The 11,857-nt window shown below is 54.2% G+C and carries 10 protein-coding genes; 7 read left to right on the forward strand and 3 right to left on the reverse strand.

Annotation, left to right across the window (positions count from 1 at the left end; translation table 11 throughout):
- The first annotated feature begins 19 nt into the window (after nucleotides 1–19).
- The 4 genes from IR195_RS04960 (at nucleotide 20) to IR195_RS04975 (ending at nucleotide 2,625) form a co-directional block, all read left to right on the forward strand.
- Complete coding sequence (locus IR195_RS04960) at nucleotides 20–349, forward strand: ArsR/SmtB family transcription factor (RefSeq protein ID WP_083007844.1); 330 nt, start codon at nucleotides 20–22, stop codon at nucleotides 347–349.
- Nucleotides 342–833, forward strand: coding sequence for an SRPBCC family protein (locus IR195_RS04965; protein ID WP_146942711.1), 492 nt, complete (start codon nucleotides 342–344; stop codon nucleotides 831–833). The genes IR195_RS04960 and IR195_RS04965 overlap by 8 nt, the downstream gene beginning before the upstream one ends.
- The gene (locus IR195_RS04970; protein ID WP_206048923.1) at nucleotides 820–1,248 is read left to right on the forward strand and encodes an SRPBCC family protein; all 429 of its coding nucleotides are present in this window, start codon (nucleotides 820–822) and stop codon (nucleotides 1,246–1,248) included. Before IR195_RS04965 ends, IR195_RS04970 begins: the two co-directional genes overlap by 14 nt.
- Before the next feature lie 180 nt (nucleotides 1,249–1,428).
- Entirely contained in the window at nucleotides 1,429–2,625 is a 1,197-nt protein-coding gene (locus IR195_RS04975; protein ID WP_206048924.1) for a multidrug effflux MFS transporter, read from the forward strand.
- 349 nt (nucleotides 2,626–2,974) lie between these two features.
- On the opposite strand, the gene IR195_RS04980 is transcribed toward IR195_RS04975, so the two are convergent.
- Complete coding sequence (locus IR195_RS04980; RefSeq protein ID WP_125746217.1) at nucleotides 2,975–3,541, reverse strand: manganese efflux pump MntP; 567 nt, start codon at nucleotides 3,539–3,541, stop codon at nucleotides 2,975–2,977.
- 393 nt (nucleotides 3,542–3,934) lie between these two features.
- Entirely contained in the window at nucleotides 3,935–4,894 is a 960-nt protein-coding gene (locus IR195_RS04985) for an AraC family transcriptional regulator (protein WP_125746219.1), read from the reverse strand.
- Between the two features lie 481 nt (nucleotides 4,895–5,375).
- On the opposite strand from IR195_RS04985, the gene IR195_RS04990 reads away from it, so the two are divergent.
- Nucleotides 5,376–6,560, forward strand: coding sequence for an efflux RND transporter periplasmic adaptor subunit (locus IR195_RS04990; protein ID WP_206048925.1), 1,185 nt, complete (start codon nucleotides 5,376–5,378; stop codon nucleotides 6,558–6,560).
- Between the two features lie 6 nt (nucleotides 6,561–6,566).
- On the forward strand, nucleotides 6,567–9,731 hold the full coding sequence (locus IR195_RS04995; protein ID WP_206048926.1) for an efflux RND transporter permease subunit: 3,165 nt from the start codon (nucleotides 6,567–6,569) through the stop codon (nucleotides 9,729–9,731).
- Between the two features lie 161 nt (nucleotides 9,732–9,892).
- On the opposite strand, the gene IR195_RS05000 is transcribed toward IR195_RS04995, so the two are convergent.
- Entirely contained in the window at nucleotides 9,893–10,627 is a 735-nt protein-coding gene (locus tag IR195_RS05000; protein WP_206048927.1) for a CDP-alcohol phosphatidyltransferase family protein, read from the reverse strand.
- Nucleotides 10,628–10,855: 228 nt separating this feature from the next.
- Between IR195_RS05000 and IR195_RS05005 the strand changes: the two genes are divergently transcribed.
- Nucleotides 10,856–11,845 (forward strand): zinc-dependent alcohol dehydrogenase, encoded by a 990-nt coding sequence (locus tag IR195_RS05005; protein WP_206048928.1) that lies wholly within the window; start codon nucleotides 10,856–10,858, stop codon nucleotides 11,843–11,845.
- Nucleotides 11,846–11,857: the final 12 nt, after the last annotated feature.

The raw sequence follows: 11,857 nt of genomic DNA on the forward strand, positions 1-11,857 counted from the left end.
TTAGTTGCATAATGTCGTTATGACAACTAATCTCAATCTTGTTTTCAAAGCGCTCGCTGATCCCTCGCGGCGCCAGCTGCTGGATAGCCTGTTTGAAAATAATGGGCAGGCACTCAATGAACTGTGCGAACGACTCTCCATGAGTCGACAGGGCGTTACCAGACACTTGGCGCTGCTGGAAGAAGCGGGGCTGGTGGTTACGGCGTGGCGGGGGAGAGAAAAGCTGCATTACCTCAATGCCGAGCCAATTCAGCAGATCCACCAACGCTGGGTCAGTAAGTTCACTCATCAGCGGATTGCGGCGGTGGACAGTCTCAAACAGAAGCTTGAGGACCATCACAATGAGTAAGCCCGATTTTGCCTACGTTATTTACATTAACACGACGCCCGAGAAACTGTGGAAAGCGTTGACGGAAGGGGAGTTTACCCGCCAATACTGGGGTGGCCGGCAGATTACGTCGGAGTGGACAGCGGGAGCTACGGTTGAACTCGTCAAGGCCGATGGATCACTGGATTGGCAAGGCGAGGTGCTGGAGTCAGACCCGCCGCACCGTTTGTCCTATACCTTCATTCCTGAAAACGATGACGAGATGCCAGGATATGAGGGCGAAAAAGTTGATCTGACAAGACCTGAAAAACCGTCTCGGGTGACGTTTGAAATTAGCGAGTATATGGGCCAAGTGCGTCTGACACTGATTCACGATCAATTCGAGGAGGACAGCAAAGTACTACAAGGCATCAGCGTCGGCTGGCCAGTTATTCTTTCCAGCCTCAAAAGCTTGCTGGAAGGCGGCAGCCCTCTGCTAAGGAGTGATACTGATGGTACACATTGAACATATTCAATACATCAATGCCCCTCTTTCACGTGTTTACGAAATGCTGACCACGGCTCGTGGCTTGGCCGAAGTGTGGACCCAGGATTTAACATTCACTGCCCAAATCAATGCGGTCAATGAATTCCGGTTTGGAGATGAGCACCTGACAAAGATGACGATCGTGGAACTGGTGCCCAATACTAAGATGACCTGGCAATGTATCGATTCAGACCCAGAGTGGATTGGGACCAGCGTCAGTTTCGAGTTAGAGCAACGAGGAGGCAAAACGGCTGTCACTCTCAAACATACCGATTGGCGTGAAGTGACCGAGTTCTACCGTTTCTGCAACTATAATTGGGCGATATTCCTGCTGAGCCTTAAGCAATACTGTGAAGAAGGGGCCGGTATTCATTACCAGGCTCGGACGTTTTAGTAGAGCAGCTGTTCAATTGTGACAAGCAATCACGATCAGCCTTCAGAATAATATTTTGCAAATTGTTGTCGATATTTACCTCCCCCACACGACTGTTTGGCATAGAACATAGGATATAGGGCATAGGACGAGGCCATTTCGGCTTTCGGATGAACACACTTATTGATAAAGGAATATTCAGTGAAAACCGATATGATCAAAATGGCACTGGTGCTCGGCCTGCTGAGCTGGATAGGCCCTTTTGCCATTGATATGTATCTGCCTGCTATGCCGGCCATCAGTGAAGACCTGGGGGCGTCAGTGTCGGCCGCGCAATGGACGTTGATGTCGTTCTTCATTGCGTTTGGTATCTGTCAGCTTTTTTACGGACCGGCCTCCGATGTGCTCGGCCGCAAGCCACCGCTCTACTTTGGCCTTGGTATCTTCGGTGTCGCCTCGATTGGTTGTGCATTTGCGCCCACCATCGAATGGCTGATTGCTTTGCGCTTTTTGCAAGGTATGGGGGCGGCTGCGGTCATGTCCATTCCGCGCGCGGTGATCCGTGACCGCTACACTGGCACCGAGGCGACGCGCATGATGTCCACCATCATGTTGGTAATCGCCGTTTCACCGATGCTGGCACCCCTGATGGGCACCTCGATCATCGTGCCCTTCGGCTGGCGTGCTGTCTTTCTGGCAGTCGCCATTGCCACGCTGTTGGGCCTGTTTCTGACCGGCTTCGCTTTGAAGGAAACGTTGGCCCCGGCAGACCGCGCACCTTTTCGCTTCAACGCCATGATGAACGCTTTCGGCGTATTGTTCCGGGACTCGGGATATATGGGCCTGACGTTGATTGGTGGTATGGGCATGGCCAGTTTCTTTGCCTTTCTGGCCACCGCCTCATTTCTCTATACCGACCACTACGGCCTGACTGCACTCCAGTTCAGCCTTGCGTTCGCACTGAACGCCTTGGGGTTCTTTACCACCAGCCAAGTTGCCTCCAATCTCGGTGTCCGTTTCGGCTCCATCACGGTGGTGAAATGGGCGGTGGCCGGTTACGCCGTGTCGGCGTGTCTGATGTTTACGCTGATGGCGCTGGGATACACCAGTTTCCCGCTGCTGGTGGGAATGCTGATTACAACCTTTGCGTTTCTTGGTCTGGTGATCCCCACGTCCATGGTGTTGTCGCTGGAGGAACACGGCCCCATCGCCGGTACAGCGGCGGCCCTGGGCGGCACCCTGCAAATGATGCTGGGCGCTGCCGCCATTGCTGTGGTCAGTGTGGTGTTCGACGGCACTCCGCTGATGCTGACCGCAGCCATTGCACTGTGCTCGTTGGTGGCCGCGGGCTTGTCGCTGTTGACCTTGCGCGGTACGCCACAAGAGGCCGTGGTCTAGGGTTTTTGGATGACGTCAACTTGCAGGCTTGGCCCGCAAGTTGACGTCATCCAGCCCTTGCAGGGTAAGCCCTGTAATTGTTAATGGGCTTCCTGGGTGGTTAACGATCGAATACGAAGGGCTAACCCAGATCATGACACTGGAAGTCGTGGATAGTCGTATTCAGGCACTATACGCTGTGCGTAATCCAGATGAATTACGCCATTTGGCTGACCTGCTAACGAATCTTTAGTCTTTAGTTAAATAACTGGCTTCTTCTTACGCTTTTTATGGTGGCTTGATGTGTAAAGGCTCAATCGCTTAAGAAAGAGTTCCAAGTTTAAAAGGGGATAAGGTTATAGTTGGCTGGTTAAGAATTAAAAAAAGCTGTGTGCTCGGCCAATACTGCTAAGCCAATTCCGATTAGCACAATACCGCCGATAAGTTCGGCCCAGTGACCGACAAAATGGCCAAGTTTATTGCCCAGAAAAGTGCCGATAGAGGCCATTACCGTAGTAGCGAGGCCGATAGCTAGGCTGGTGGCTATGATATTGGCATCGATGAAGGCGAGGCTGGCGCCCACAGCCATGGCATCAATGCTGGTAGCAGTGGCGGTCAACACCAATAACCAGAGCGTCTGTTTGCGATGCTCTATTTTGTCTTCCTTTGTGATCCCAGCATGCATCATATGCAGGCCGATCAGTGCTAGTAGGGTAAAGGCAATCCAATGGTCCCAGGCTTCAACGTACTGTTGAGATGCCTTGCCCGCTATCCAGCCTAGCAAGGGGGTTAACGTTTCAATAATGCCGAAGACGAGACCAATACCAATGGCATGTCGGAATCTGGGTTTTTTTAACTCGGCACCTTTACTTATCGAGGCGGCAAACGCATCGGCCGACATGGAAACGGCTAGAAACAACATGGTGGTCGGTGTCATGGAGTGTGAACTCTCGCCAAAAATTACCGCGTATAAATGCCTTGGGCATCACCTAGAGAGGTATGCCTGAGTAACAAGGTCGGGTATTAAGTTGCGATGAATCCTACCATATTTGATTAAGCAAACAAGCAGCGTAGTTAAAAATAAAGTTTGTAGTTGCGAACTAGTATAGCCTTGGCTAACAGTGTTTATATTGGCTGATTTTCTTAGCTTTTATATATTTTATGATAGTTGATTCAATGTTTTTAAATAGTGTGAGGCTAAAAGTGGATGTTAAAAAGAGTGGTGAGTTTGTTAGCTTAGTTTCATAAGTAATGAGTGTTGAGGAAGAACGCGCGGTAATCAGAGTGGTATTGCCAGCATCGGCTCATCATAGCGACAATACACTCAGAATTAAGCTGGCTGCGAGGCAGCAGCGATGCCGCGTAGTTGGGTAACATCAGCACGTGGCGGTGCGCCAAACATGCGGCTATATTCGCGGCTGAAGTGGGAAGGGCTTTCATAACCCACCCGGTAGCTGGCCGTGGCCGCTTCCAGCCCTTCTGCCAGCATCAGTCGTCGGGCTTCGTGCAGGCGTAGTTTCTTCTGGTATTGCAGCGGCGACATGCGTGTGACTTGTCGGAAGCTATGGTAAAGCGTCGATTCGCTCATGTTGGCGGCGGCGGCCAGCTCGCTGATCTTGAACGGTTGCGTGTAGCGTTCTTTAAGAGCGCAGATGACCTTGGCAATCCGGTTGGCTTGGGAGTCAGAGGCGGCAAATCGGCGCATGTGAGGCCCCATTGCACCCATGAGTGCCCGGTAGATCAGCTCGCGCCTAGCTAGGGGCGAAAGTATCTGAATATCGTCCGGTGTGTCGAGCAGGCTTAATAGTCGATAGAGCGCACCCAGCATTGTTGAGTCCATGGGCGCCGATTTAAGCCCGCAGTCTGTTTCGGGGCAGATAGTATCATTTCCCGCGGGTGGCGCTTTATCACCTAGTTCCAGTATCAGCCCTGCTACCTCCTGTGGATCCACCGAGACTTTAACCGCTAAATAGGGGGTTTCAGGAGTGGCATGATCAATCCTGCCTACTATTGGTAGGTGAACGGCGCTCCCAATGCAGCTAGGCCCGGTGTAGACGATCTCCTTGTCACCCAGTAGCACCGTCTTGCTGCCCTGAATGACAAAGCACAGGCACGGCTCGTATACGGCGCAGTGAAAGGTGGTGGGGGCATCAGTACGTATTAGTTGCACCTCGGGAATCGCCGTATTCTGAAGCTCCTCCAAGGGCGTCCAGCGACGGATAAGCTTGCTTAATTGCTGCGGCAGGCCGTCACTGAAATAGGTGATCTGCTCAGGCACGGTATCGGTCAATGGCTCTCCTCCCTAACAGCCTGCAGTATATGTCTTTGCCGCGTGCATAGGAGGTTTTTGAGTTGTTTTTGCAGAATCGGGCAAGTACTAAGTAGAAATCGGCAATCCGTGCCGCATGTCAGAAAACGGTCATTATGCTAAAAAGCTGAAACAGCGCGATGATCCAACCTCCCCGCCAAGTGAAGCCTTTCACTCCTCACGACAGAAATAGGCAATCTTGCCGCAGGAACCCGATACCTCCATTGCCCTTAAATCCCCTACTGTAGAGAGCTGCTGATTTAGGCGCTAGCAACCTCCTGTCAGCCTCCTTGATAAAAAAATCGACCGTTGACCTATTGACCTCAACTTAACTTGAGGTTGCAAAGTGGATGTCGAATCTGGCGCTGCCCAACCGACTAGTTAAACGCTAACCACCAATGCGGTACGCAATTATATAACCAACGCTGATATCGGTTTCCGATAGCCACTGGAGCAAGTAATCATGGGAAGTTTGGATCAAAGTGCTCTCTCAACAAGTTGCCGGGGACTCATCCCGCTGCTACTGGTCATGGTCTTGCTGACTGGATGCGAGGCTAAGAGCGATGAGGCAGCAGCTTTGCCACCACCGCCGCCAGAGGTAGAAGTGGTGAGTATGGTTGCTCAGCCGGTAGTGCTGAGTGAAACCTTCACCGGGCGAGTAGAAGCGGCGGAAACGGTGGAACTAAGACCCCGCGTCAGCGGCTATATCCAGGAGGTGGCGTTCGAGGAGGGAGAGCTTGTGGAGCAGGGCGATCTACTGTTCCTGATTGATCCGCGCCCATACCAAGCTCGTGTTAGCGCCGCCCAGGCGGATCTAGCCCAGGCCAGGAGCCAGCAGGCTCAAGCGGGCAGTGAAGCTGAGCGTGCTCGGGTCTTGCTGGGGCGTCAGGCGATTTCACAGGAGGTGCACGACCAGCGTCAATCGGCCCTGAGTAGTACCCGTGCCATGGTCGATGCTGCCGAGGCTGCGTTGCAGACCGCCGAGCTTAACCTTGAGTACACCCGCATTACAGCGCCGGTCAGTGGTCGTGCCGGTCGGGCAATGGTGACCCGAGGCAATTTGGCTAACGCTGACCAAAGCCTGTTGACGACTCTCGTGACTATCGACCCGATTCATGTCTACTTCGAAGCGGACGAACAGGCCGCTTTTGCCAGCCAAGCCCTGCTAACTGATGAGGAAAGCAGCCTTAAGATTGAGTTGGGCGGCGATCCGCAGCGTCAATACAGTGGCACGCTGGACTTTATTGATAACCGCTTAAATCCCAGCACGGGAACACTTCAGTTCCGGGCTCGGTTGGCCAACCCTGATAGTCGTATCCGGCCGGGAGAGTTTGCCCGGGTTGAAATGCCGATAGCTCGTTTGGAACAGGCGCTGCTGGTGGAACGTAAGGCAATTTTGACCGACCAAGATCGTCGCTATGTCTATGTCGTTGATGGTGACAATCGGGCAGAGCGTCGCCAAGTAGCTACCGGTCGCCAGATGGGCGAGCAGATGGTGATCACCGAGGGACTTAGCCCCGGTGATCGAATCATCGTCAACGGTGTGCAAAAAGTGTTCTTCCCTGGAATGGAAGTGAGCCCGCAAAGCGCCGTTGCCGCCTCGACTGTCGATGCCCCATCCGCCACCCTTGCTGCCAGGGAAGAGTAAACCGCTATGAATTTCTCCCGTTTCTTTGTCGACCGACCGATCTTTGCGGCGGTGCTGTCGATTATCATCCTGGCGATCGGACTGATCTCCATCCCCAACCTGCCGATCAGCGAGTACCCGGATGTGGTACCACCCTCGGTGGTGGTGCGCACGGTCTATCCGGGTGCCAACCCGAAGGAGATCGCCGAAACCGTGGCGACGCCTTTGGAGGAAGCCATCAATGGTGTCGAGGACTTGATGTACTTCAAGTCCGTCGCAGGCTCTGATGGCGTACTGCAGATGACCGTCACCTTCCGCCCTGGTACTGATGCGGAGGAGGCCGCCGTCAGGGTGCAAAACCGGGTAAGTCAAGCCGAGGCGCGCTTGCCGGAAGCCGTGCGCCGCCAGGGCGTGACCACCCAGAAGCAGTCGCCCACTTTCCTGATGGTTGTTCACCTGACCTCGCCCGGGGGCGAATACGACACTCTCTATCTGCGCAACTACGTGCGGCTGCATGTCAGAGATCGTCTGGCCCGGCTCGAAGGGGTAGGGGACGCCCAGATTTTTGGTGGTGGTGACTACGCCATGCGTGCCTGGCTCGATCCTGAGCGGGTAGCGGCGCGTGGTCTCACCGCTAGCGATGTAGTGGCTGCCATGCGCGAGCAAAATGTTCAGGTATCCGCCGGGCAGTTGGGCGCTGAGCCCATCGGAGAGAGTGATTTTCTAACCCTGATCAACGCCCGTGGGCGCTTGGAGACGGCGGAGGAGTTTGGCGATATCGTGCTGAAACGCGGTGACAGTGGCGATATTCTAAGGTTGTCGGATGTGGCCCGACTGGAAATGGGCGCTGGGGACTATACTCTGCGTTCACAGCTTGATGGTAATGACGCGGTCGCCATTGGTATTTTCCAGGCGCCGGGTGCCAATGCGCTGGCTATCCGCGAACAGGTGGTGGCGACCATGGATGAGTTGGCCACGCAGTTTCCTACCGGCGTTGAGTATGAAGCGGTCTACGACACCACCATCTTTGTTAGCGATTCGATCAAGGCAGTCGTCAAAACCCTGCTGGAAGCCGTGCTGCTGGTGGTACTGGTCGTTACTCTGTTTCTGCAAACCTGGCGCGCCTCCATCATTCCTCTATTGGCGGTGCCAGTATCGGTGATCGGCACCTTTGGGGCGCTCTACCTACTAGGATACTCGATCAATACGCTGACCCTATTTGGGCTGGTGTTGGCTATTGGCATTGTGGTCGACGACGCCATCGTGGTGGTGGAGAACGTCGAGCGCAACATCGGTGAAGGGCTCAATCCCCAGGCCGCAGCCCATCAGGCGATGAAAGAGGTCTCTGGCCCAATCGTTGCTATCGGCTTGGTGCTGTGTGCGGTGTTTATACCGATGGCCTTTCTTTCCGGGGTGACCGGGCAGTTTTACCGCCAGTTTGCGGTAACGATTGCCATCTCTACTGTTATCTCCACGATTAACTCTTTAACCTTATCACCCGCTTTGGCGGCGATGCTGCTCAAACCCCACGACGCGCCTAAGGATCGACTCACTCGACTAATCGATTGGCTATTCGGCTGGATTTTTCGACCCTTCAATCGCTTCTTCAACGCCAGCGCAGAAAAGTACCAGGGCGGCGTGGCGCGCTCCTTAAAACGGAGGGGGGCGGTATTCATGGTTTACGCTCTATTACTCACCGGAACGGGATTGATGTTCAAGGTGGTGCCACCTGGCTTTATTCCGGTGCAGGACAAGCTGTACCTGATTGCTGGCGTTATTTTGCCGGAAGGAGCATCCCTGGAGAGAACCGACCAAATGCTCCAAGAAGTGGTAGATATTGCCATGGAGACCGAAGGTGTTGAGCACGCTATTGCCTTTCCTGGCCTCAACGCGCTGCAGTTCACGAACACTTCCAATACAGGGGTGGTGTTTCTCACTCTTAGCCCCTTTGGCGAGCGTAGCCTCACCGCCGCAGAGATTAACGCCAGGATTAATCAGGGCATAGGGGGCCTGAAAGAGGGCTTTGCGTTTGCGTTTATGCCACCCCCCATTCTGGGGCTTGGCAATGGGTCGGGCTACCAGATGTTCATCGAGGATCGCGGCAACCTGGGTTACGGAGCGCTGCAGGGAGCGGTTAATCAGCTCCAGGGCGCTATCGCCCAAACGCCAGGGATGGGCTTCCCGATTAGCAGCTACCAATCGAATGTGCCGCAGTTAGATGCCGAGGTCGATCGGCTGAGGGCTAAAGCCCAAGGAGTGCCATTAACCGAGCTATTCGACACTCTGCAGATCTATCTGGGGTCTACCTATGTGAATGATTTCAATCGCTTTGGCCGAACTTGGCAGGTGATTGCCCAAGCGGACGCTCCTTACCGGACCAGCGTGGAAGATATTGCCCGCCTGCGTACCCGCAATGACCAGGGCGAAATGGTGCCTATTGGTACCATGGTAAATATCACACAAACCTTCGGTCCAGACCCGGTACTGCGCTACAACGGCTATCCGGCGGCGGACTTAGCCGGGGAGGCTGACCCTAGGTTGCTCTCCTCTGCTCAGGCAATGGATGCGATCAACGCCTTGGCAATGGAGGTGCTGCCGCCGGGCATGGCGTTCGAATGGACCGATCTAAGTTACCAGCAGTCCACCCAGGGAAACGCTGCGCTGGTGGTCTTTCCACTGTCGATTCTGTTGGTATTTTTGGTGCTGGCGGCTCTCTACGAAAGCTGGACGTTACCCTTAGCGGTGATCCTGATTGTCCCCATGTGCATGCTCTCGGCACTCATCGGCGTCTGGTTTGGTGATGGCGACAACAATATTTTCGTACAGGTAGGATTGGTGGTGCTAATTGGCTTAGCGTGTAAGAACGCCATACTGATTGTGGAGTTCGCCCGCGAGCTGGAACTGCAGGGCAAAAGCGTGGTGGACGCGGCCCTAGAAGCCTGCCGACTGCGACTGCGTCCTATTATTATGACCTCGATCACGTTCACCGCCGCCGTGCTACCGTTGGTCATTGCCACCGGAGCGGGCGCCGAGGTGCGGGCAGCGCTGGGTACGGCGGTGTTTGCCGGCATGGTTGGGGTCACCCTGTTTGGGCTTTTCCTAACGCCGGTATTCTATGTGGCGCTGCGTAAACTCTCTGGCTCTCGCCCGCTTGTCAGCCATCACAACGCCACTCTGGTCGTTGAGCCATGATGCCAAAGAAGGGAGGCTAGAAGGAGAGCCCTCCTGAATGACTCGTCGCCATTCTGGTCAAGAGGGTTTAGTGCAGTAGAGTAATCCAACACGCCACTTTTGCTCGGCCAAAGTGGCGTGTTGGAGACGTTTAGCGAGATGATGTCGTGATCTTTACTTTGCTAGTGGGCGTTATGTTTGTGTTGTTGGTACAGCCACCACACATCGAACCCAAATGAGTAGCTGAGTGAGGCTAACGCACTCAGAGCAAGCAGGCCTGCAGCAAGAGGAGAAGTGAGTGGCGTTAACGCCAGCAGCAAGGCAACGACCTGCCACACGCACACTGCTTTACGCCGGAAACTTTCGAATAACGGTGCTTTTAGCCACGCAAATGGCCAGCTAGCGGCGATAAATAAATAACGCATGCCGCCAATCAGTAGTACCCAAGCGCCTAGATGTTCGCTCTGCAATAAGCCGATGCAGAGTATCAGGATTAATACTGCATCCAGCTCCATATCAAAGCGCGCGCCAAACGTGGTGTGAGTTTTAGTGCGCCTGGCAATCCAGCCATCCACACCGTCCAGTAATAACGCGATGACGGCCACCGCTAGCCATAGCCAAATTGCGTTAGTAAAGGCACTCGCTGCCAGTGCCCCTGCCACGATGGCGACGAGTACGCCGCGCCCAAGCGTTACCCGGTTTGCCCAACCGAGCGGGCCATGGGGCCAAAAACTTACCACCAGTACGCCCATCACGACGTAGAAGCCAGCTGCCAACCACCAGTTTGCAGCGCTGGCGACTAATCCCGGCAGCATCGATCCTAAGCCTGCGAGTAATAGGCTGGCCAGGGCTATCTCAGCCAAGGTGTAAATACGCTTGGGCAAAGAGACACTGGAGGTGTTGGAAAGAGAGGGCATGCTGACTCGCAAAGCGGCTGACTGGCCCGCGGTTGAATTAAAGTGTGTAAACATATTTCTTATGTACCATTCTTGTATAAGAAGGTAAGGTTGTCCATGATGTGAATATAGTTGTTTCAAATCATCTTCGCGCTGACAGGGGTTAAGCAGCCAGGGCTTAAGCAGCCGCTTCGCTTTCTAGGCTACGCTGTATGGAGGGATGAAGCGCTTAAACCATAAGGAAATGTCATGTTGCCGCCTGATACCGCTACGGCTTTTTGGGTGACCCACCCTACCCATGGTGAGCTCAAGCAGGAGCCACTAGCATCACCCGACGACAATGAGGTACGGGTTCGTGCCCTTTATAGTGGCGTAAGCCGTGGCACTGAGTCGCTCGTGTTTAACGCACGGGTGCCGCAAAGTGAATATTTGCGCATGCGCGCTCCCTTCCAAGCGGGTGAGTTTCCTACGCCCGTGAAATACGGCTACTGCAACGTTGGTTATGTGGAGCAGGGGCCAGATCATTTATTGAATAAAACCGTTTTTTGCCTTTTTCCGCACCAGGACTACTACGTCGTGTCTGTCGACGCTGTTTTAGCGCTTCCCGATGACGTACCTGCTTACCGTGCTGTGCTAACTGCCAATATGGAAACTGCCATTAACGGCGTGTGGGATGCTAACCCTATGCTTGGCGAGCACGTGTGTGTGGTGGGCGCTGGAGTCGTCGGTGTGCTGGTGGCGTATTTATGTGCGCAAATTCCAGGTGTAGAAGTGCGCCTAATCGACATTAATCCCGAGCGAGAAGCGTTGGCAACGCATTTGGGGATTGCCTTCTGTACACCAGAACAGGTACCCAGCGACCAAGATTGCGTGATCCATGCTAGTGGTCAGCCGGATGGCCTGAAGCTGGCCATGAGCTTGCTGGGCAACGAAGGCCGGGTGATTGAAATGAGCTGGTTTGGCGAAGGCGATGTGTCGCTACCACTCGGTGGTGCTTTTCACTCCCAGCGTTTAACGCTTCGCGCCAGCCAAGTTGGACAACTGCCTGCCCAGTTGCAGCCGCGTTGGAATTATCGCCGCCGTTTAGCGCTCGCTTTACGCTTACTCATCGACCCTAGGTTGGATGAACTGATCAGCGGTGAGAGCGATTTTGCTGATTTTCCAACGCTGGCGCCTGCTCTGTTTGGGCCTGATAGCACAGCGCTTTGCCATCGAATTCGTTATCCATTGCCCGCTTAGGCGATGTGGCTT

The sequence above is a fragment of the Vreelandella venusta genome (assembly GCF_015689495.1).
In the GTDB taxonomy this organism is placed as follows: Bacteria; Pseudomonadota; Gammaproteobacteria; order Pseudomonadales; family Halomonadaceae; genus Vreelandella; species Vreelandella venusta.

Excerpts from the sequence above, each read along its gene's own strand:
- IR195_RS04960 (WP_083007844.1), top strand. The coding sequence starts at position 20 with ATGACAACTAATCTCAATCTTGTTTTCAAAGCGCTCGCTGATCCCTCG.
- IR195_RS04965 (WP_146942711.1), top strand. The coding sequence starts at position 342 with ATGAGTAAGCCCGATTTTGCCTACGTTATTTACATTAACACGACGCCC.
- IR195_RS04970 (WP_206048923.1), top strand. The coding sequence starts at position 820 with ATGGTACACATTGAACATATTCAATACATCAATGCCCCTCTTTCACGT.
- IR195_RS04980 (WP_125746217.1), bottom strand. The coding sequence starts at position 3,541 with ATGACACCGACCACCATGTTGTTTCTAGCCGTTTCCATGTCGGCCGAT.
- IR195_RS04990 (WP_206048925.1), top strand. The coding sequence starts at position 5,376 with ATGGGAAGTTTGGATCAAAGTGCTCTCTCAACAAGTTGCCGGGGACTC.
- IR195_RS04995 (WP_206048926.1), top strand. The coding sequence starts at position 6,567 with ATGAATTTCTCCCGTTTCTTTGTCGACCGACCGATCTTTGCGGCGGTG.
- IR195_RS05000 (WP_206048927.1), bottom strand. The coding sequence starts at position 10,627 with ATGCCCTCTCTTTCCAACACCTCCAGTGTCTCTTTGCCCAAGCGTATT.
- IR195_RS05005 (WP_206048928.1), top strand. The coding sequence starts at position 10,856 with ATGTTGCCGCCTGATACCGCTACGGCTTTTTGGGTGACCCACCCTACC.